This window comes from Pseudomonas sp. R11F, assembly GCF_050312575.1.
In the GTDB taxonomy this organism is placed as follows: Bacteria; Pseudomonadota; Gammaproteobacteria; order Pseudomonadales; family Pseudomonadaceae; genus Aquipseudomonas; species Aquipseudomonas palleroniana.
Genome location: NZ_JBNPJU010000006.1, coordinates 106,399 through 125,941, shown reverse-complemented (window position 1 = coordinate 125,941; position 19,543 = coordinate 106,399). Strand labels below are relative to the sequence as shown.

The 19,543-nt window shown below is 59.9% G+C and carries 15 protein-coding genes; 10 read left to right on the top strand and 5 right to left on the bottom strand.

The genetic code is table 11. From position 1 onward, the window contains the following. Window positions 1-83 precede the first annotated feature (83 nt). The gene (locus ACQRBV_RS01535) at window positions 84-2,012 is read right to left on the bottom strand and encodes a transglycosylase SLT domain-containing protein (RefSeq protein WP_060753139.1); all 1,929 of its coding nucleotides are present in this window, start codon (window positions 2,010-2,012) and stop codon (window positions 84-86) included. A 213-nt stretch (window positions 2,013-2,225) separates the two neighbouring features. Between ACQRBV_RS01535 and ACQRBV_RS01530 the strand changes: the two genes are divergently transcribed. Further along, entirely contained in the window at window positions 2,226-4,145 is a 1,920-nt protein-coding gene (locus ACQRBV_RS01530; protein WP_104995824.1) for an ATP-binding cassette domain-containing protein, read from the top strand. 182 nt (window positions 4,146-4,327) lie between these two features. Here ACQRBV_RS01530 and ACQRBV_RS01525 read toward each other — a convergent pair whose 3' ends face one another. Further along, entirely contained in the window at window positions 4,328-4,771 is a 444-nt protein-coding gene (locus ACQRBV_RS01525) for a universal stress protein (RefSeq protein WP_060753141.1), read from the bottom strand. 105 nt (window positions 4,772-4,876) lie between these two features. On the opposite strand from ACQRBV_RS01525, the gene ACQRBV_RS01520 reads away from it, so the two are divergent. From ACQRBV_RS01520 to ACQRBV_RS01490, 7 genes are all read left to right on the top strand, one after another. Further along, complete coding sequence (locus ACQRBV_RS01520; protein ID WP_060753142.1) at window positions 4,877-5,314, top strand: hypothetical protein; 438 nt, start codon at window positions 4,877-4,879, stop codon at window positions 5,312-5,314. Window positions 5,315-5,798: 484 nt separating this feature from the next. Further along, complete coding sequence (gene fadB / locus ACQRBV_RS01515; RefSeq protein ID WP_060753143.1) at window positions 5,799-7,946, top strand: fatty acid oxidation complex subunit alpha FadB; 2,148 nt, start codon at window positions 5,799-5,801, stop codon at window positions 7,944-7,946. 29 nt (window positions 7,947-7,975) lie between these two features. Continuing rightward, window positions 7,976-9,151: an acetyl-CoA C-acyltransferase FadA gene (fadA, locus tag ACQRBV_RS01510; protein WP_016975260.1), complete on the top strand. Its 1,176-nt coding sequence runs from the start codon at window positions 7,976-7,978 to the stop codon at window positions 9,149-9,151. A 98-nt stretch (window positions 9,152-9,249) separates the two neighbouring features. Then, on the top strand, window positions 9,250-9,486 hold the full coding sequence (locus ACQRBV_RS01505; RefSeq protein WP_021490990.1) for a DUF1653 domain-containing protein: 237 nt from the start codon (window positions 9,250-9,252) through the stop codon (window positions 9,484-9,486). Window positions 9,487-9,600: 114 nt separating this feature from the next. Continuing rightward, entirely contained in the window at window positions 9,601-12,222 is a 2,622-nt protein-coding gene (topA, locus tag ACQRBV_RS01500; RefSeq protein WP_060753144.1) for a type I DNA topoisomerase, read from the top strand. A 181-nt stretch (window positions 12,223-12,403) separates the two neighbouring features. Beyond that, window positions 12,404-12,925 (top strand): DUF6586 family protein, encoded by a 522-nt coding sequence (locus tag ACQRBV_RS01495; RefSeq protein ID WP_060753145.1) that lies wholly within the window; start codon window positions 12,404-12,406, stop codon window positions 12,923-12,925. A 130-nt stretch (window positions 12,926-13,055) separates the two neighbouring features. Further along, the gene (locus ACQRBV_RS01490) at window positions 13,056-13,289 is read left to right on the top strand and encodes a hypothetical protein (protein WP_411984594.1); all 234 of its coding nucleotides are present in this window, start codon (window positions 13,056-13,058) and stop codon (window positions 13,287-13,289) included. A 225-nt stretch (window positions 13,290-13,514) separates the two neighbouring features. Here the strand turns inward: ACQRBV_RS01490 and sulA are convergent, their stop codons facing one another. Then, window positions 13,515-13,988: an SOS-induced cell division inhibitor SulA gene (gene sulA / locus ACQRBV_RS01485; RefSeq protein WP_090366160.1), complete on the bottom strand. Its 474-nt coding sequence runs from the start codon at window positions 13,986-13,988 to the stop codon at window positions 13,515-13,517. 10 nt (window positions 13,989-13,998) lie between these two features. Further along, complete coding sequence (gene lexA, locus ACQRBV_RS01480; protein WP_060753147.1) at window positions 13,999-14,607, bottom strand: transcriptional repressor LexA; 609 nt, start codon at window positions 14,605-14,607, stop codon at window positions 13,999-14,001. 262 nt (window positions 14,608-14,869) lie between these two features. Between lexA and ACQRBV_RS01475 the strand changes: the two genes are divergently transcribed. Both ACQRBV_RS01475 and nagZ read left to right on the top strand, forming a co-directional pair. After that, entirely contained in the window at window positions 14,870-15,577 is a 708-nt protein-coding gene (locus ACQRBV_RS01475) for a TetR/AcrR family transcriptional regulator (RefSeq protein ID WP_053255043.1), read from the top strand. A gap of 153 nt (window positions 15,578-15,730) precedes the next feature. After that, window positions 15,731-16,741, top strand: a complete 1,011-nt coding sequence (nagZ, locus tag ACQRBV_RS01470; RefSeq protein WP_411984501.1) for a beta-N-acetylhexosaminidase — start codon at window positions 15,731-15,733, stop codon at window positions 16,739-16,741. A 111-nt stretch (window positions 16,742-16,852) separates the two neighbouring features. On the opposite strand, the gene ACQRBV_RS01465 is transcribed toward nagZ, so the two are convergent. Further along, a complete protein-coding gene (locus tag ACQRBV_RS01465) occupies window positions 16,853-19,543 on the bottom strand; it encodes a DEAD/DEAH box helicase (protein ID WP_244697968.1) in 2,691 nt (896 codons plus the stop codon).

The following is a 19,543-nucleotide window of genomic DNA, read 5'->3' as shown; positions in this document are numbered from 1 at the left end:
ACGGTGTTTCAGGAATACCGAGGTGCCTGGATTTGGGGCGGCTGCGCCACCCAGCGCGGGGCAAGCCCGCTCACTACAGGTAGTTACTGATCGTCGAAGTAGCGCTCATGCCAATCCACCAGCGGTTGGGGGGAGTTGAGCTTTTGCCCGTAGATCACCGAATAAGACAGGACGTTCTGCACATACTGGCGGGTTTCGTCGAAAGGAATGCTTTCAACCCACACATCGAAGCTCAGGTGGTCCGCCCCGCGCAGCCATTGGCGCACACGGCCGGGGCCGGCGTTGTAGGCGGCAGAGGCGAGGACGCGGTTGCCGCTGAACTGGCTGTGCACCTGGCTCAGGTAGGCGGCGCCGAGCTGGATGTTCTTGTCCGGGTCGAGCACCTGGGCCGGGGAGGCCAGCGGGATGCTGAACTTGCGTGCGGTTTCCTTGGCGGTGCCAGGCATCAGTTGCATCAGGCCGCTGGCGCCGACACCGGAGCGGGCGTCGTCCATGAAGGCGCTTTCCTGGCGGGTGATGGCGAACACCCAGCTTGAATGCAGTCCACGCACCTTGGCCTCGCGCACCAGGGTGTCGCGGTGCGCCATCGGGAAGCGGATATCCAGGTCGTCCCAGTATTGCGCCTGGCTGATGGTACGGATTGCCGGGAAATACCACTTCATGTCGTAGGCCAGCTTGGCCTGGGCCACCATCTCGTCACGGTTGAAGTGACGGCTGACGTGGTACCACTCGCGGCGGCCATCCACCACCTGGCCCCGCGCATAGAACTCCAGGGCACGACGCACGCCGGGGGTGTTGCGCACTTTGTTCATCAGTGCCTGGCTCATGACCAGTGGCTTGTTGGTCAGCTGGTAGGGCGCTTTGGAGCGATCGGCGGCGAGGAACCCGTAGAAGTCCCGTTCCTTGGCCACGTTTTTGTACAGCACCAGCGCCTGTGGGTTTTTCGGTTCGGCCAGTTCCAGGCTGCGCGCCTGCCAGTAGCGCCAGCGGTTGGTGGTCGCCAGGTCTTGCGGGAGTTTGCGGGTGAGCTGGTAGGCTTCTTCCCAGCGAGCCAGGCGCAGCAACAGGCGCAGGCGCCATTCGGAGACGGTATTGTCACGCAGCTCCGGATCGTACTGGGTCATCACGTCCAGCGCGCGCGGGTCGTAGCGGCGCGCCAGGGTCAGGCCGATTTCGCGGGCGATCGACACTTTTTCGTCACGGGAGAAGTGCATGCTGCTGGCGTAGCCGTCGAGCAGGGCCATGGCCTTGTCCGGGTCCTGGCGTGCCAGGCGGCGTAGGCCCAGGCCAACTGCATCGGACATGGCTTCGGTGGCCGGCAGGAAGCGCGACGGGTCGCCGAGCATGTCAGGCTTTTGCGCGACATCCACCATCAAGCGGCCCTGGGCGCCGAGGGTCGGCAAGGTTTTCACCAGGCTGTTGGCCAGTGCGTAGTTGCGCGCTTCGGCGGCGAGTTTGGCGCGGTCCCAGATCTTTTTCTCGGTGAGCTGGCCGTCGGCCGCCCATTGACCGAAGGTGGCATCGCAGGCGGTGGGTTGAGTCTTGCCGGTCATCCACAGCTTTTCGGTGGTCTTGTAGCCTTCAGCTTTCAGGTTGTGGGTGAGCTGATATTGACCGTGCAGGCAGTCCAGTTCGACGAAGTTGAGCTTGGGGTCGTAGTACTTTTCAAAGGTCTGCCAGTCGCCACGGTCGGCCAGCCAGCGCAACCAGCGCAACTTCATCCAGTTGGCCTGGGGCAGGTCGCCGTTTTTGGCGAGGAATTGTTCGATTTCCTCGTTGCTCGCGGTTTTCAGGCGCGCGGTCAGCTCGTCGTAGGCCAGGTACGGCGTAAGCGGGTAGTCGGCCAGGGCCTGGCTATATTGCATGTAGGGGCCGCTGTCGCCTTTGGCCAGGGCGCGCTTGGCTTCATCGTAATATTGACGTTGGGTGGTGAGATCCACGGCCTGGGCGGATTGAACGGCGGTGGCGGAAAGAAGCAGACAAGATAAAAAGCTGAAAAGGCGGCTGCGCATGAGACGTCCGTGCAGAGAAATCACGAATAGCGCCGGCACCGCCGACACTGACTGCCCCTAGCTTAGCCTTTTGCCCGCAGCCGGTGAAAGCTTTGCGGCCCGCTTGATCCAAGTTAGACGCAAATGTCCTGTAGAACCTGTTCATAGCGAAAATGCCGGCCGCATCCCACCCGCAACTCAGGTAGAATGCGCGCCCAGTTTTTGGAGAAGCTCATGACCCTGCTCAAATTCAGCGATGTGTCCCTTGCTTTCGGCGCTATGCCGTTGTTGGACAAGGTGTCCTGGCAGATCGCCCGTGGTGAGCGGGTGTGCATCATCGGCCGCAATGGCACCGGCAAGTCCAGCATGATGAAGCTGGTAAAAGGCGATCAGAAACCCGATGACGGCGCCGTATGGCGCGCGCCGGGCCTCAAGATTGGCGAGCTGCCGCAGGAATTGCCGGTAGCCGACGGACGGACAGTGTTCGACGTGGTTGCCGAGGGCCTGGACGGCGTTGGCGCATTGCTCGCCGAATACCATCATCTGGCGCAGAACTGTGTGACCGATGCCGATCTGGACAAGCTGATGCACGTCCAGCAAGACCTCGAAGCCCGCGATGGCTGGCGCCTGCAGCAGTTGGTGGACAGCACCCTGAGCCGCCTGCAATTGCCTGCCGACAAGACCCTGGCCGAGTTGTCCGGCGGCTGGCGTCGCCGTGTGCTGCTGGCCCAGGCATTGGTATCCGAGCCGGACCTGTTGCTGCTCGACGAGCCGACCAACCACCTGGACATCGGCGCGATCGCCTGGCTGGAAGAAGCCATCAAGGACTTCCAGGGGGCTGTGCTGTTCATCACGCACGACCGTGCTTTCCTGCAGAGCCTGGCGACGCGCATCCTCGAACTGGACCGTGGTGGCCTGATCGACTGGAACGGCGACTACGCCAGCTTCCTGGTGCACAAGGAAGCCGCCCTGGCCGCTGAAGAAACCGCCAATGCGCTGTTCGACAAGAAGCTGGCCCAGGAAGAAGTCTGGATCCGCCAGGGCATCAAGGCGCGCCGCACCCGTAACGAAGGTCGCGTACGTGCCCTGAAAGCCCTGCGCGTGGAACGCAGCGAACGTCGCGAGCGCACCGGCAAGGCCAATATCCAGCTGGATACCGCCGAAAAGTCGGGCAAGCAAGTGATGGTGCTGGAGAACGTCAGCTTCCATCACCCGGACGGCCCGTTCCTGATCAAGGACTTCTCCATGGTCTTGCAGCGCGGCGATCGTATCGGCCTGCTGGGCGCCAACGGCACCGGCAAGACCACGTTGCTCAAGCTGATGCTCAGCGGCCTGCAACCCACCAGTGGCAAGGTGGAGGAGGGCACCAAGATCGACGTGGCCTACTTCGACCAGTTGCGCCATCAGTTGGACCTGGAAAAAACCGTGATCGACAACGTTGCCGAAGGCCGCGACTTTATCGATATCGACGGCCAGAGCCGCCATGTGCTCAGCTACCTGGGCGACTTCCTGTTCAGCCCGCAGCGTGCACGCACGCCGGTCAAAGCCTTGTCCGGCGGGGAGCGTGCGCGCCTGCTGCTGGCCAAGCTGTTCAGCAAGCCGGCCAACCTGCTGGTGCTCGACGAACCGACCAACGACCTCGATGTGGAAACCCTCGAGTTGCTCGAAGAGGTCTTGCTGACCTTCAACGGCACGGTGCTGATGGTCAGCCACGACCGGGCATTCCTCGACAACGTGGTCACCAGTACCCTGGTCTTCGAAGGTGAAGGCAAGGTGCGTGAATATGTGGGTGGTTACCAGGACTGGCTGCGTCAGGGCGGCTCGCCGCGCCTGCTGGGTGTGACCGAGAGCAAGTCCGGCAAGGCCGACCTGAACTCGGCGGTCGTCGCCCCGGCTGCCGCTGCGGCACCGGTTGAGCCGGCGGCACCGGTTGGCAAGAAGAAACTCAGCTATAAGCTGCAGCGCGAGCTGGAAGCCTTGCCGGGTGACATCGACGCCAAGGAACAGCAGATTGCCGCGGTGGAAGCGGAAATGGCTGACGCGGGTTTCTACCTGCGCCCTGCGGCTGAAACCGCCAAGGTCATCGCTTCCCTGGAGACATTGAACCAGGAACTGGAAGTGCTGATGGAGCGTTGGGCTGAGCTGGATGCCTGAGTGATTCCAGTGCATTGAAAAACCCGGTGCTCATCTGATGAGCACCGGGTTTTTCATATGAGAATGCAGTTTAGATGTGGGAGGGGGCTTGCCCCCCGATAGCAGTCTGTCAGTCGATATATCTGGTGACTGACACTCCGCCATCGGGGGCAAGCCCCCTCCCACATTTGACCCTCATTGATTTAAGAAGGGTTTTTCACCAGTTTGACGGCCAGCACATCACACGGCGCGCCGTGCAGCACGTCATTGGCGGTAGAGCCCAGCAGCAACGCCAGGCCATGGCGGCCATGGCTGCCGACCACGATCAGGTCGCAGTGCTGTTCCTTGGCCAGGTGGTGAATCTCCTGACGCGGCTGGCCGTAAGTGAGGTGGGAGTTTTCCTTGGTCACTTCGGGATATTTGAGGATGAGCCGGTCGAGGCGCTCTTTAGCCTGGTCGAATTGTTGTTGCTGCAACTGGGAGAGATCCATGGGCACGTCGCCGCCGAAGGCCATGGCCATGGGCTCGACGATGTGTACCAGCGACAGCTTGGCGCCGCTTGCGACCGCAAAGGCACGGGCGCGCTTGATCACTGGATCGCACTCTTCGGTCAGGTCGACGGCGACCAGAATATGTTCGTATGACATGGGGCGTTCCTCCAGGGGACTGCAATATATTCAGTATGGCTGCTTTCAAGCGGATCGAGTTGCGTCAGATCAAATCCGCTCAACTGGAAATTCGGGAGTACACATATGACGGTCTGGATAGTGGTGTCAATCCTTGTGGTGGTTCTGAGCCCTCTGGCATGGCTGCGCCCGTCGCGCCATCAGAGTGGGCGCATGGCCCTGCGCATGGAGGCACGCCGCATTGGCCTGACCATGCAATTGGCGCCCCAGGAGTGGCCGCACTGGCTCAAGCTGGAGCCGCCGAGCCCCTGTGCACAGTACTGTCGGCCACGACGCGGCAGCACGCCGGACATCTGGAGTTACTGGCAACTGGAGCCCGGAATGTGGGTCAACCAATGGCGTGAACCCTGCGTCGATGAAAAGTTGTTGCCGCATTTTGCGACGCTGCCCGCCAATGTCTACAAAGTCGAGGCGGACAGGCAAATGATCGCCCTGTATTGGGGGGAGAAGGGTGAAGCCGCTGTCCTGAAGGACATTGATGCGCTGCTCAAGGCGTTGGCCTGAAAAACAGGCAATAAAAAGCCCGACATGTTCATCGGGCTGGAGTTGGCCAGGCAGGCCGGTAATTTTGTATATCTCTCGCGACGGATGTTCTCTCCAGCGCATTAAGGTTGTCGCTAGCCTAGCGGCATATCCCGTTCTGTACAGCCTTTTCCCAGAACTTTTCTCTTATTGATTTCGTGAATGTTTGAATATTGATGCGAGGCGCACCTAGGCTAAAGGTTCTGAAATGACTGGAAAGTCGCGTTTTTACTAGCCTTTCGGAGCGATTGACAATTGCTCGGAATTGAATGAAGGTGACGTACCCAAATCAAACGGGCGTATGAATTGAGCGTTTGTCTGTCAGACCGCTCATACAGAACCCCGACTATCGCATTGGCGGGTGTGCCTGGCGGATTGGAGTGAGCATTGACGCAACTATCAATGCCCAACCAGAGGCCAGCGTTCAATGTGTACTGTTCAGCTTCCATATCGTGGAGATCAGTTGATGATTTACGAAGGTAAAGCCATCACGGTTAAGGCTCTTGAAAGTGGCATCGTCGAACTGAAATTCGACCTCAAGGGTGAGTCCGTCAACAAGTTCAACCGTCTAACCCTGAACGAACTGCGTCAGGCCGTAGACGCCATCAAAGCAGATGCTTCGGTCAAGGGCGTGATCGTTTCCAGCGGCAAGGACGTGTTCATCGTCGGCGCTGACATCACCGAATTCGTCGACAACTTCAAGCTGCCCGATGCCGAGCTGGTGGCTGGCAACCTCGAAGCCAACAAGATTTTCAGCGATTTCGAAGACCTCAACGTGCCTACCGTTGCCGCGATCAATGGCATCGCGTTGGGCGGCGGCCTGGAAATGTGCCTGGCCGCAGACTTCCGCGTCATGTCGGCCACCGCCAAGATCGGCCTGCCTGAAGTCAAACTGGGCATTTACCCAGGTTTCGGCGGCACCGTGCGTCTGCCGCGCCTGATCGGTGCCGACAACGCCATCGAGTGGATCGCCGCGGGCAAGGAAAACAAGGCTGAAGACGCGCTGAAAGTCGGTGCCGTCGACGCCGTGGTTGCGCCGGGCAAGCTGGCCGAAGCCGCGCTGAACCTGATCAAGGGCGCCATCAGTGGCGAATTTGACTACAAGGCCAAGCGTCAGCCGAAGCTTGAAAAACTCAAGCTCAACGCCATCGAACAGATGATGTCGTTCGAAACCGCCAAAGGCTTCGTGGCTGGCCAGGCCGGCCCGAACTATCCTGCGCCGGTTGAAGCGATCAAGACGATCCAGAAAGCCGCGAATTTCGGTCGCGACAAAGCCCTGGAAGTGGAAGCGGCGGGCTTCGTCAAACTGGCGAAAACCTCGGCGGCCCAGAGCCTGATCGGCTTGTTCCTGAACGACCAGGAACTGAAGAAAAAGGCCAAGGCCTACGACGAGATCGCCAAGGACGTGAAACAGGCCGCCGTACTCGGCGCCGGTATCATGGGCGGCGGTATCGCCTATCAGTCGGCGTCCAAAGGCACGCCGATCCTGATGAAAGACATCAACGAGCACGGTATCGAGCAAGGCCTGGCGGAAGCCGCCAAGCTGCTGGTGGGCCGTGTGGACAAAGGCCGTATGACCGCTGCGAAGATGGCTGAAGTGCTTAACGGCATTCGTCCTACGCTGTCCTACGGTGATTTCGGCCACGTCGACCTGGTAGTCGAAGCCGTTGTCGAGAACCCGAAGGTCAAGCAAGCCGTGCTGGCTGAAGTGGAAGCCCAGGTCAAGGACGACACGATCCTGGCCTCGAACACTTCGACCATTTCCATCTCGCTGCTGGCCAAGGCCCTCAAGCGTCCGGAAAATTTTGTCGGCATGCACTTCTTCAACCCGGTGCACATGATGCCGCTGGTGGAAGTGATCCGTGGCGAGAAGTCCAGCGAGCTGGCCATTGCCACCACCGTTGCCTACGCCAAGAAAATGGGCAAGAACCCGATCGTGGTCAACGACTGCCCGGGCTTCCTGGTCAACCGCGTGCTGTTCCCGTACTTCGGTGGTTTCGCCAAGTTGGTCAGCGCCGGCGTGGACTTCGTGCGCATCGACAAGGTCATGGAAAAATTCGGCTGGCCGATGGGCCCGGCGTACCTGATGGACGTGGTCGGCATCGACACCGGCCACCACGGTCGCGATGTGATGGCTGAGGGCTTCCCGGACCGCATGAAGGACGACCGCCGCTCGGCGATCGACGCGCTGTACGAGGCCAAGCGCCTGGGCCAGAAGAACGGCAAGGGCTTCTATGCCTACGAGGCCGACAAGAAGGGCAAGCAGAAGAAAGTGGCCGACCCGTCGGTGCACGAAGTGCTGGCTCCGGTCATCTACGAACAGCGTGAGGTGTCGGACGAGGACATCATCAACTGGATGATGATCGCCCTGTGCCTGGAAACCGTGCGTTGCCTTGAAGATGGCATCGTTGAAACCGCCGCCGAAGCCGATATGGGCCTGGTGTACGGTATTGGTTTCCCTCCATTCCGTGGTGGTGCGCTGCGTTACATCGACTCGATCGGTGTGGCCGAGTTCGTTGCCCTGGCTGATCAATACGCTGATCTGGGCCCGCTGTACCACCCGACCGCGAAGCTGCGTGAAATGGCCAAGAACGGCCAGCGCTTCTTCGGTTAAGTGCCCAGACGACTAGAGCGAGAATATTTATGAGCTTGAATCCAAGAGACGTCGTGATCGTCGACTTCGGTCGTACTCCGATGGGCCGCTCCAAGGGCGGCATGCACCGCAACACCCGCGCCGAGGACATGTCGGCGCACCTGATCAGCAAGCTGCTGGAACGCAACGTCAAGGTCGACCCGAACGAAGTCGAGGACGTGATCTGGGGCTGCGTCAACCAGACCCTGGAGCAGGGCTGGAACATCGCACGCATGGCGTCGCTGATGACCCAGATCCCGCACACGGCTGCCGGCCAGACCGTCAGCCGCCTGTGCGGTTCGTCGATGAGCGCGCTGCACACTGCCGCCCAGGCGATCATGACCGGCAACGGTGATGTGTTCGTGGTCGGTGGCGTGGAGCACATGGGCCACGTCAGCATGATGCACGGTGTCGATCCTAACCCGCACATGTCGCTGTACGCGGCAAAAGCCTCGGGCATGATGGGCCTGACTGCGGAAATGCTCGGCAAAATGCACGGCATCACCCGTGAAGCCCAGGACGCGTTCGGCCTGCGTTCCCACCAGTTGGCTCACAAGGCGACCGTGGAAGGCAAGTTCAAGGATGAAATCATCCCGATGAACGGCTATGACGAGAACGGTTTCCTGAAACTGTTCGACTACGACGAAACCATTCGTCCGGATACCACCCTGGAAAGCCTGGCGGCCCTGAAGCCGGCCTTCAATCCAAAGGGCGGCACCGTGACCGCAGGTACTTCTTCGCAGATTACCGACGGTGCTTCGTGCATGATCGTGATGTCGGCGCAACGTGCCCAGGACCTGGGTATCCAGCCGCTGGCGGTGATCCGTTCGATGGCGGTGGCAGGTGTGGACCCGGCAATCATGGGCTATGGTCCAGTACCGGCCACACAAAAAGCCTTGAAGCGCGCGGGCCTGACCATCAACGACATCGACTTCTTCGAGCTCAATGAAGCTTTCGCCGCACAGGCCCTGCCGGTGCTGAAAGATTTGAAAGTGCTCGACAAGATGAATGAGAAGGTTAACCTGCACGGCGGTGCAATTGCCCTGGGCCACCCATTCGGTTGCTCCGGTGCACGTATCTCCGGCACTCTGCTTAACGTGATGAAGCAAAATGGCGGTAACCTTGGGGTTGCAACCATGTGCATTGGTCTCGGCCAAGGCATTTCCACCGTCTTCGAACGCGTCTAAGCGTTGAGTTGACGCAAGCCGGGGCCCAGTGCCCCGGTTTTTGTTTTTTGGCGGTTTTGTATTTTTTTTTTAACAAATTTTTGTAAGAGGGCCAGAGCATGAAAGTCGAACCGGGGCTCTACCAGCATTATAAAGGTCCGCAGTACCGCGTTTTTAATGTGGCGCGGCACTCCGAGACCGAAGAGGAAGTGGTGTTCTACCAAGCCCTGTATGGCGATTACGGCTTTTGGGTGCGCCCGTTGAGCATGTTCCTGGAGACCGTTGAGGTTGACGGCGAGCAGGTCCCGCGCTTTGCTTTGGTCCAGGCCGAACCCAGTCTTTTTTCAGGGCAATAACGGCAGGCCGCGCAGAATGCTGCGCTTGACCTCACCTTGTTGCCACTATATATAGCGTTGCCGCGACAGGCGCCAACTGCCTTTCACTTCTCGAATTCAGGAATTTTCCGATCCATGGGCAAATCGCTGGTCATTGTGGAATCCCCGGCTAAGGCCAAGACCATCAACAAGTACTTGGGCAACGAGTACGTGGTGAAGTCGAGTATCGGCCATATCCGAGACCTGCCCACCAGCGGTTCGGCTAGCGCCAGCAAGGAGCCTGCCGCCAAGCGCGGCAAGGCGGCTGCGGGCGAAGGTCCGGTGCTCACCCCTAAAGAGAAAGCGCGCAAGCAACTGGTCTCGCGCATGGGTGTGGACCCGGATCATGGCTGGAAGGCCAAGTACGAAATCCTTCCGGGCAAGGAAAAGGTCATCGAAGAGCTGCGCCGGCTCGCCAAGGATGCCGACACCATCTATCTCGCAACGGACTTGGACCGCGAAGGGGAAGCCATTGCCTGGCACCTGCGGGAAGCCATCGGCGGTGACGACAGCCGCTACAAGCGTGTGGTGTTCAACGAAATCACCAAGAAAGCCATCCAGGAAGCCTTCTCCCAGCCGGGCGAGCTGGACATCGACCGGGTCAATGCGCAGCAGGCGCGGCGTTTCCTTGACCGCGTGGTGGGTTACATGGTCTCGCCACTGCTGTGGGCGAAGATCGCCCGTGGCCTGTCCGCTGGTCGTGTGCAATCGGTCGCGGTGAAACTGGTCGTAGAGCGTGAGCGCGAGATCCGTGCGTTCAACCCCGAAGAGTACTGGGAAGTCCACGCCGACCTGGGCACCGCCAAAGGCGCGAGTGTGCGCTTTGAAGTGGCCCGTGAGAAAGGCGAGGCATTCAAGCCGCTGAACGAAGCCCAGGCCATGGCCGCGCTGGAAAAGCTCAAGGCTTCCAGCTACAGCATCGTCAAGCGTGAAGACAAACCGACCAGCAGCAAGCCGTCGGCTCCGTTCATCACCTCCACCCTGCAGCAGGCCGCGAGCAACCGCCTGGGCTTCGGTGTGAAGAAAACCATGATGATGGCCCAGCGTCTGTATGAGGCCGGCTACATCACGTATATGCGTACCGACTCCACCAACCTGTCGGTGGACGCGGTGGCAATGGCGCGTACCTATATTGAAAGCGAGTTCGGCAACAAGTACCTGCCGGAGAAGCCGAACGTCTACAGCAGCAAGGAAGGCGCCCAGGAGGCTCACGAAGCGATTCGTCCATCCGACGCCAATACCACGCCCGCCAAGCTGAGCGGCATGGAGCGCGATGCTGAGCGCCTCTATGAGCTGATCTGGCGCCAGTTCCTGGCCTGCCAGATGCTGCCGGCGCAATACCTGTCCACCACGGTCACCGTGGCGGCTTCCGACTTCGAGCTGCGTGCCAAGGGCCGTATCCTCAAGTTCGACGGCTACACCCGTGTCATGCCGCAGATTGCCAAGCCTGGCGACGACGATGTGCTGCCGGATATGGCCCAAGGCGACAGCCTGAAGCTGATCAAGCTCGACCCGTCCCAGCACTTCACCAAGCCGCCGGCGCGTTATTCGGAAGCCAGCCTGGTAAAAGAGATGGAAAAACGGGGTATTGGTCGTCCTTCGACCTACGCCGCGATCATCTCCACCATCCAGGACCGCGGCTATGTGGCGCTGCATAACCGCCGCTTCTATTCGGAAAAAATGGGCGACATCGTCACCGAACGGTTGTCCGAGAGCTTCTCCAACCTGATGGACTACGGCTTCACTGCCGGCATGGAGGAGAACCTCGATGACGTGGCCCAGGGCGAGCGCGACTGGAAAAACGTCCTTGACGAGTTCTACGGCGACTTCAAGAAAAAACTCGAAGTGGCCGAAAGCCCTGAGAGCGGTATGCGTGCCAACCAGCCGGTGATGACCGACATCCCGTGCCAGACCTGCGGGCGGCCGATGCAGATTCGTACGGCTTCTACCGGTGTATTCCTCGGTTGCTCGGGCTACAGCCTGCCGCCAAAAGAACGCTGCAAGGCGACGGTCAACCTGGTGCCGGGCGATGAAATTGCCGCCGATGATGAGGGCGAATCCGAGTCGCTGGTCCTGCGTGGCAAGCACCGCTGCCCGATCTGCAGCACGGCGATGGACGCTTACCTGCTGGATGAGAAGCACAAGCTGCACATCTGCGGTAACAACCCCGATTGCAATGGCTACGAGATTGAAGAAGGCACCTACCGCATCAAGGGCTACGAAGGCCCGAGCCTGGAATGCGATAAGTGCGGCAGTGAGATGCAGCTCAAGACTGGCCGTTTCGGCAAGTTCTTCGGTTGCACCAACCCGACCTGCAAGAACACCCGCAAGCTGCTGAAGAGCGGCGATGCGGCGCCGCCGAAGATGGACCCGGTGAAGATGCCTGAGCTCAAGTGCGAGAAGGTCAACGACACCTACATCCTGCGTGACGGGGCTTCGGGCCTGTTCCTGGCGGCCAGCCAGTTCCCGAAAAACCGCGAGACCCGTGCGCCGCTGGTGCTGGAGATCGTGCCACACAAGGATGAAATCGATCCTAAGTACCACTTCCTGTGTGAAGCACCGAAGAAAGATCCGGACGGTCGCCCGGCCGTGATCCGCTACAGCCGCAAGACCAAGGAGCAGTACGTGCAGACCGAGGTGGACGGCAAGCCTACCGGCTGGAAAGCGTTCTACGACGGCGGCAAGTGGAAGGTGGAGGACAAGCGTCAGGGCGCTTGATCCACTGATCCGTGAAAGACAAAGGCCGCCTGCATGGGCGGCCTTTTTTGTGTTGAGCTCGCTAAAATCGTTAACGATAACGCGGGAAGCCAGGTACATAATGGCTTCCTCAGGTTTTTGCGAGCAAGCCCGCTCCAAACGTAGCCGGCATCACGTTCTATTCGTTGTGGAGACTGCCTTTATGGCCAACGAACTCTATACCCGTACTAACCAGAAAATTTACTTCGCGGGTTTGTCCCTGGATGCGCTTGGCCGCGCCGAGGAAGGGAAAGAGATGAACGCCATCGCGCTGGTACAGGCGGGGCGTGAGGCCGCACTGTTTCATCTGTACGGCGCCTTGCTGGGGCTGTGCCATGAAATTGCCGGGTTCTATCGCCTGCCCCAGGCCGGCTCACCTCGTGCAGAGATGATCATGAGCCCGCAAGTACTGGAAGCCATGGCCATCCCAGAGCTGGCGGAATTGGTAGAAATGGCTCAAAACCCTGACAGTTGGGTCGCCCGCCTGCTCAAGGCTCATGCTGATATGTTCCAGCCGCCACGGGTTCGCCACGTGCCCAAGGGCGATGTGACCCAGCCGCTGATTGTGGCGGTTGCCCTGGAAGATGATGAACCCAAGCCATTGAGCCGCGAAGAGCTGGAAAGCTGGCGCCAGGAGCTGAAAAAGATGGCCTTGCGGTTTCGGGAAGGGTTGAACGAGTGCTGAGGCACCCCTATTGTTCGGGCGCACAGCACAAAGCACCGTTCATCAAGCTGTAAAGAAACCTCTTCAGAACCTCTGCGGGGCTGGGTGGATGACTGATATAATCCTGGCCTTTCGTGGAGAACACATTTTTATGCCAACGTCCTTTCTGGAAATTGTCGAGTTGCCTGACGGTCGAATCGAGCTGCGCCGCGCTGAGGACGAGGGTTCTCTGGTTATTCTGGATTTTTCCGAGGACGCAAAAGCGTTCCTGCAAGGCCAGCACGTGGAAGTGGCTAAAGCCATGTTGAGCGTGGGCGTACAGATGGCTAGTCGTCTGGCGGAAGGCGAGCCAGAGAAGGAAGATGGGCCACGCGTGCTTCACTGATTCCTTCCTGTGGGCGCGGTTTTTGTAGTGAGCGGGCTTGCCCCGCGCTGGGCTGCGAAGCAGCCCCAAAACCAGGTGTCGCTTAGTTACTGATGTAGTGCGTTGGTCGATTTAAGATCGCTTGGTTTCTGATGTATCGCGTTGTTCAATTTGGGGCCGCTTCGCAGCCCAGCGCGGGGCAAGCCCGCTAACTACAGCCCCCGCATTGAATGCAGCATCCCGCTTTTACCCTAATCGAATATTCAAGCTTTGCGCGTCGCCTTCACGTGCGGCATTGATCAACTGTTGCTTTGCGCTAGCGTTCAGCGGGTTCAACCAGCTGACGACTGTATGGCTACGGCCCAGTCGCAAGGCTTCACAGGTCAATTGTTGCGCACTTTGCGTACCGCGCGGTTGCAACAGCAGGATGCGTTCGCGGTTGAGGCCGGCGTCCCGCAGCCAGGCCTGGGTCAGGCTGGCGGGCGGGGCGATCAGCGTCAGCCAGCGCGCGTCTTTCTCCTCGCTTAATTCGCGAAGGATCGGCGCCAGCAGGTTCAGGCAGCTCTCGGCAGCACCGCGCAACGACAGCTCGCTGAACGCCTCAGGTTCGGCGCTCCAAGGCGCTTCGACTGCTTCCTTGAGGATTGGCACAAGAGGTTGGGCCATGAAGGCCTCGAACAGCGACAGTTGAGTGTGCTGTGGGGTGTGCACGAGCTGCATGGTGCCTCCTTTAGCGGCGAATGACGCCGACGCTCAGGCCTTCGATCACCAGGTCCTGATCTTTCAGGTTGACTTCGATCGGGGCGAACTCAGGGTTTTCGGCTATAAGCCAGACCTTGCTGCCTTCGCGCTTGAAGCGTTTGACGGTCACTTCATCGCCAATACGGGCAACGACGATCTGGCCATTACGGGCTTCGCGGGTGGTGTGGACGGCCAGCAGGTCTCCGTCGAAAATACCCACATCCTTCATGCTCATGCCTTGGACCCGTAACAGGTAATCGGCGCGCGGATGGAAGAAGGTCGGGTTGATGTTGCAGGACTCCTCGACGTGCTGCTGCGCCAGGATCGGCGCGCCAGCAGCGACGCGGCCGATAATGGGTAGCGTCGACTCATCGGCCTTGGCTTCGAAGCCAGGGATGCGGATACCGCGTGAAGCGCCTGGGGTCATCTCGATCGCGCCTTTGCGAGCGAGGGCCTTGAGGTGTTCTTCGGCGGCGTTGGGAGACTTGAATCCCAGTTCCAGCGCAATTTCCGCTCGGGTCGGCGGGTAGCCGTTGTCATCGAGGCAGCGCTTGATAAAAGCCAGAATCTCAGCTTGGCGTGGCGTCAGTTTTAGCATGTTGATCGCTCTGTCTTTTTATACAGTGACTGGGATTATATACAGTGGACTGCGCTTGGCAATCATCCTTTTCGAGCGCTCCGCTGGACGGTCATTTGTCGGTACTCCTGCAGGGCAGCGACAGCGCTGCCTATAGAGCCGCCAGGATGTGATTAAATAGCGCTGAAACAGGTGACTGCCCGGCCGGAAAATGGACCGCACGCTTGACAAGACATACTCTGAAACGTATGTTTCAAACAAGTGTTTGTCAGGCGGAGTAGCCATGGCCCAGTCGGAAACCGTTGAACGCATTCTCGATGCTGCCGAGCAGTTGTTCGCGGAAAAAGGATTTGCTGAAACCTCATTGCGTCTGATCACCAGCAAGGCTGGGGTCAACCTCGCGGCAGTGAATTACCATTTCGGCTCGAAAAAAGCCCTGATCCAGGCGGTATTCTCGCGCTTCCTGGGGCCGTTCTGCGCCAGCCTCGACCGTGAACTGGAGCGTCGCCAGACCAAGCCGGAAAACAAGCCAAGCCTGGAAGACCTGCTGGAAATCCTGGTTGAACAGGCGCTGGTGGTGCAACCGCGCAGCGGCAACGACCTGTCGATCTTCATGCGCCTGTTAGGCCTGGCGTTCAGCCAGAGTCAGGGCCACCTGCGGCGTTATCTTGAAGATATGTACGGCAAGGTATTTCGCCGTTACATGTTGTTGGTCAATGAAGCCGCCCCACGTATTCCGCCGATCGAATTGTTCTGGCGTGTGCACTTCATGCTCGGTGCCGCCGCGTTCAGCATGTCCGGGATCAAGGCATTGCGCGCCATTGCCGAGACCGATTTCGGCGTCAACACATCCATTGAGCAGGTGATGCGCCTGATGGTGCCATTTCTCGCCGCCGGCATGCGTGCCGAAACCGGTGTGACCGATCAAGCCATGGCCGCCGCCCAATTGCGTCCACGCAGCAAATCGACACCGGCCGTCGCCAAAGCATGACCGTGCCGGGTGTGCGTGGCTGCTGGCATCCGCTAAGCTAGCCACCATGCCGATTTCAGCTATTGACTCGCAACCCGTTGCTTTCACTCAGCGCCCAGGATGAATGGGGCTGCGTGAGGGCAACGGGTTGTGTGCGTTATTTAAGGAAGGTTTATGACTGCTGCCCTGCAAGGTTCTTTGATGGTCGACGTTGCCGGTACCTGGCTGACGGCCGAGGATCGTCACCTGTTGCGTCAGCCGGAAGTGGGTGGGCTGATCATTTTTGCACGCAATATCGAGCATCCGCGCCAGGTCCGCGAGCTGAGCGCGGCCATCCGTGCGGTGCGCCCGGACTTGCTGCTGGCGGTCGACCAGGAGGGCGGGCGCGTGCAGCGCCTGCGCCAAGGCTTCGTGCGTTTGCCGGCGATGCGCGCCCTGGCGGATAACCCCAATGCCGAATACCTGGCCGAGCAGTGTGGCTGGATCATGGCAACCGAGGTGCTGGCTGTGGGCCTTGACCTGAGCTTTGCCCCGGTACTGGATTTGGATTACCAGCGCAGCGCCGTGGTCGGCACGCGCTCCTTCGAGGCTGACCCCGAGCGTGCGGCCGTGCTCGCCGGGGCTTTTATCCGGGGCATGAACAGCGCCGGCATGGCCGCTACCGGTAAACACTTCCCGGGGCACGGTTGGGCTGAGGCTGATTCCCACGTTGCTATTCCGAATGACGAACGCAGCCTGGAACAGATTCGTGAGAATGACCTGGTGCCTTTCGCACGCCTGAGCAAGCAGTTGGCGGCAGTGATGCCTGCGCACGTGATTTATCCGCAAGTGGATTCCCAGCCCGCCGGTTTCTCGCGCCGCTGGTTGCAGGACATCCTGCGCGGCGAATTGCAGTTCGACGGGGTCATCTTCAGCGATGACCTGTCCATGGCCGGGGCGCACGTGGTGGGCGACGCTGCGAGCCGTATTGAAGCGGCGCTGACAGCGGGTTGCGACATGGGGTTGGTGTGTAACGATCGTGCCGCCGCCGAGCTTGCACTCAGCGCGGCACAGCGTATGAAGGTCAAGCCATCGGCCCGCATTGCACGCATGCGTGGCCAGGCGATTGCATCGACGGACTACAAGCAGGACCCGCGTTGGTTGGTGGCACTCACTGCGTTGCGCGAGGCTCAGTTGATCGACTGAACACTGCGTCGCGGCCATCGGGAGCAAGCCCCCTCCCACACTGATCGCGTTTCTTCAGATGAAACGCGGTCAAGTGTGGGAGGGGGCTTGCTCCCGATGACGGTCTGACCGTCAGCGCTTTTCCTGTTTGTTGGGCAACGGTGCAAACAACGCCTCGATATCCTCGTTGCCCAATTGCCAGTCCCCGGTCGTGCGACCATCCAGCACGCCTGCCGCCAAGTCGGACTTCTCCTTCTGCAGGTGCTGGATTTTCTCCTCCACCGTGCCTCGGGCAATCATCTTGTACACGAACACCGGCTTCTCTTGCCCGATGCGATAGGCGCGGTCGGTGGCCTGGTTTTCCGTGGCCGGGTTCCACCATGGGTCGTAATGGATCACAGTGTCGGCTTCGGTCAGGTTCAAGCCTACGCCACCGGCCTTCAGGCTGATCAGGAAAATCTGCAGTTTGCCGCTCTGGAAATCCTTCACTGGTGTACGCCGATCCCGGGTCTGGCCGGTCAACAAGGCATAGGCGATGCCACGGTTTTTCAGCTCGGTCTCGATCAAGCTGAGCATCGAGGTGAACTGGGAAAACAGCAGGATTCGACGCCCCTCTTCAAACAGCTCCTCGAGCATCTCCATCAGGCTGTCGAGCTTGCCGGAGCTGCTGCCCCGTACGGGCAATGTCGCGTCGTTGACCAGGCGCAGGTCGCAGCACACCTGGCGCAGCTTGAGCAGTGCTTCAAGAATGATGATCTGGCTGCGGGCCACCCCCTTGCGGGTGATCTCGTCGCGCACCTTCTTGTCCATGGCCAGGCGCATGGTCTCGTACACATCGCGCTGGGCCTCATTGAGATCGACCCAGTGGATGATCTCGGTCTTGGGTGGCAACTCGGTTGCCACCTGCTCCTTGGTGCGGCGCAGCAGGAACGGTTTGATCCGACCATTGAGATGCTGCAATCGCACATCACTGGCGCGCTTTTCGATGGGCACGCGGTAATCGCGGTTGAAGCTTTTTACATCGCCCAGCCAGCCCGGCAGCAGGAAGTGGAACAACGACCACAGCTCGCCCAGGTGGTTTTCCAGTGGCGTACCACTCAGGCACAGGCGCTGCCGTGCATTCAGTTCGCGCGCCGCCTGGGCCGCCTTGCTGTTGGGGTTCTTGATGTATTGAGCTTCGTCGAGGATCAGCACATGCAAGGGCAGGGCGGCGAGCCGTTCGATATCCTTGGGCAACAACGCATACGTGGTCAGCAGCAGGTCATAGTCCTGCAGGTTCGGGAAATGTTTCTTGCGTCCCGCACCGTACAGCGCCAATACCCTGAGTTGCGGTGTGAAGTGCGCCGCCTCATCCAGCCAGTTGGGAATCAGGCTGGTGGGCATCACCACCATGCACGGCCGGTCCAGGCGCCCGGCGGTTTTTTCACTGAGAATATGCGCCAGGGTTTGCAGGGTTTTACCCAAGCCCATGTCATCCGCAAGAATCCCACCGACGTCCAGTTGGCGCAGCGACTGCATCCAGCTCAAGCCTTCCAGTTGATACGGGCGCAGGGTTGCGTTCAGCCCCTCGGGCGCTACGCAGGTGAAATCCTTGATGTCGCGCAGGCGTTGGGCAAAGTTGCGGATTTTCTCGCCACCTTCCCATTGCAGCGGCAGGTCTTCCAGTGGGTTCAGGCGAATCGCGTCGGCCTTGGCCAGGCGCAGTGTGGTGGTGCCGGGATCTTGCAGATAAAACTCGCCAAGGGTGGCCAATACCGGTTTCAACCGGCCATAGGGCAGCGCTACTTGCAGCGGCCCATGACCATTGGGCAGCCCTGGGATATTCACCAGGATCAGCTCGTCATCGCGGCGCCGTGCGAGTTTTTCCGGGTTGAGAATTTCGGTGTGGGAGCGCATCAGGTTCAATAGGATCGGCAGCAGGCTCAGGCGCTCACCGTTGACGATAATCCCCAACTCCAGGTCGAACCAGTCGCGCTCCGGCCCTTCATCGACCGTGGCGTACCAATCATCGACGGCGCTCAGGTCGAAGCCGAAATCTTCATCGATCTGCAGCTCCCAGCCGTCGCTGCGCAAGGTGGGCGATGCATTGAGGGTGAAGTTCAGCCAGGCGCTGTCATTGACCATTTCGAACAGTTCGCCGGCGCTTTCCGGCAGGGCTTTGCTCTGCCGCGTGGCGATCTTGAAGCCCAGCAGGCGCAGTTGCTCGCGATAGCGCTGTTCCAGCTCGGGATGCCGCTTGATACGCAGGCTCTGGGTTTCCTGGCGCACGATGATGTCGGCATTTTTCTGCCCGCTGACATAGTTGCCCAAATAATTGAACGACAACGCCGCACGGTGCTGGATATAACGCTGCATCTTGCCGTTGCGCGGCTCGAACGCACTGAATTCGGCACTGGCCAGCCATAAGCGCGGCACGGGCGGCACATCTTCCATCACCACTTGCGGCAACACCACGCGGTTATCCAGTACGGCCTGGAGCTTTTCCAGCAGCTCGGCGTCCTGGGCGGCGGCCGGGTAAGCCAGGGTTTCCTGAACCTTGAGCAATACCGCCGCGATGTGTTTGCAGTTGGTGTGCACCGGGCAGGTACAGCGGCTGTCCACCAGAATCAGTGTGCCCTTGGCCGATTCGCGCAGTGAGATGGTCTGCCGGTAAACGTTGCTGCCGGAGCCTTCACAACTGGCGATGATGGTGCTGTCGCCGGACTCGACGATGCGCACGCGATTTTCCAGTGCATAACGCCGCCCGCGCTCCAAGCTCTGCTCTTTAAAGCGGTTGGCCCACGAAGGGGCCAGTGGTTTGGTCAATGACGACGTCAGGGGCAT

What these genes read in the sequence shown, in the direction of transcription:
- ACQRBV_RS01535 (WP_060753139.1), bottom strand. Translation starts at nt 2,012, where the DNA reads ATGCGCAGCCGCCTTTTCAGCTTTTTATCTTGTCTGCTTCTTTCCGCC.
- ACQRBV_RS01530 (WP_104995824.1), top strand. Translation starts at nt 2,226, where the DNA reads ATGACCCTGCTCAAATTCAGCGATGTGTCCCTTGCTTTCGGCGCTATG.
- ACQRBV_RS01525 (WP_060753141.1), bottom strand. Translation starts at nt 4,771, where the DNA reads ATGTCATACGAACATATTCTGGTCGCCGTCGACCTGACCGAAGAGTGC.
- ACQRBV_RS01520 (WP_060753142.1), top strand. Translation starts at nt 4,877, where the DNA reads ATGACGGTCTGGATAGTGGTGTCAATCCTTGTGGTGGTTCTGAGCCCT.
- fadB (WP_060753143.1), top strand. Translation starts at nt 5,799, where the DNA reads ATGATTTACGAAGGTAAAGCCATCACGGTTAAGGCTCTTGAAAGTGGC.
- fadA (WP_016975260.1), top strand. Translation starts at nt 7,976, where the DNA reads ATGAGCTTGAATCCAAGAGACGTCGTGATCGTCGACTTCGGTCGTACT.
- ACQRBV_RS01505 (WP_021490990.1), top strand. Translation starts at nt 9,250, where the DNA reads ATGAAAGTCGAACCGGGGCTCTACCAGCATTATAAAGGTCCGCAGTAC.
- topA (WP_060753144.1), top strand. Translation starts at nt 9,601, where the DNA reads ATGGGCAAATCGCTGGTCATTGTGGAATCCCCGGCTAAGGCCAAGACC.
- ACQRBV_RS01495 (WP_060753145.1), top strand. Translation starts at nt 12,404, where the DNA reads ATGGCCAACGAACTCTATACCCGTACTAACCAGAAAATTTACTTCGCG.
- ACQRBV_RS01490 (WP_411984594.1), top strand. Translation starts at nt 13,056, where the DNA reads ATGCCAACGTCCTTTCTGGAAATTGTCGAGTTGCCTGACGGTCGAATC.
- sulA (WP_090366160.1), bottom strand. Translation starts at nt 13,988, where the DNA reads ATGCAGCTCGTGCACACCCCACAGCACACTCAACTGTCGCTGTTCGAG.
- lexA (WP_060753147.1), bottom strand. Translation starts at nt 14,607, where the DNA reads ATGCTAAAACTGACGCCACGCCAAGCTGAGATTCTGGCTTTTATCAAG.
- ACQRBV_RS01475 (WP_053255043.1), top strand. Translation starts at nt 14,870, where the DNA reads ATGGCCCAGTCGGAAACCGTTGAACGCATTCTCGATGCTGCCGAGCAG.
- nagZ (WP_411984501.1), top strand. Translation starts at nt 15,731, where the DNA reads ATGACTGCTGCCCTGCAAGGTTCTTTGATGGTCGACGTTGCCGGTACC.
- ACQRBV_RS01465 (WP_244697968.1), bottom strand. Translation starts at nt 19,543, where the DNA reads ATGCCCCTGACGTCGTCATTGACCAAACCACTGGCCCCTTCGTGGGCC.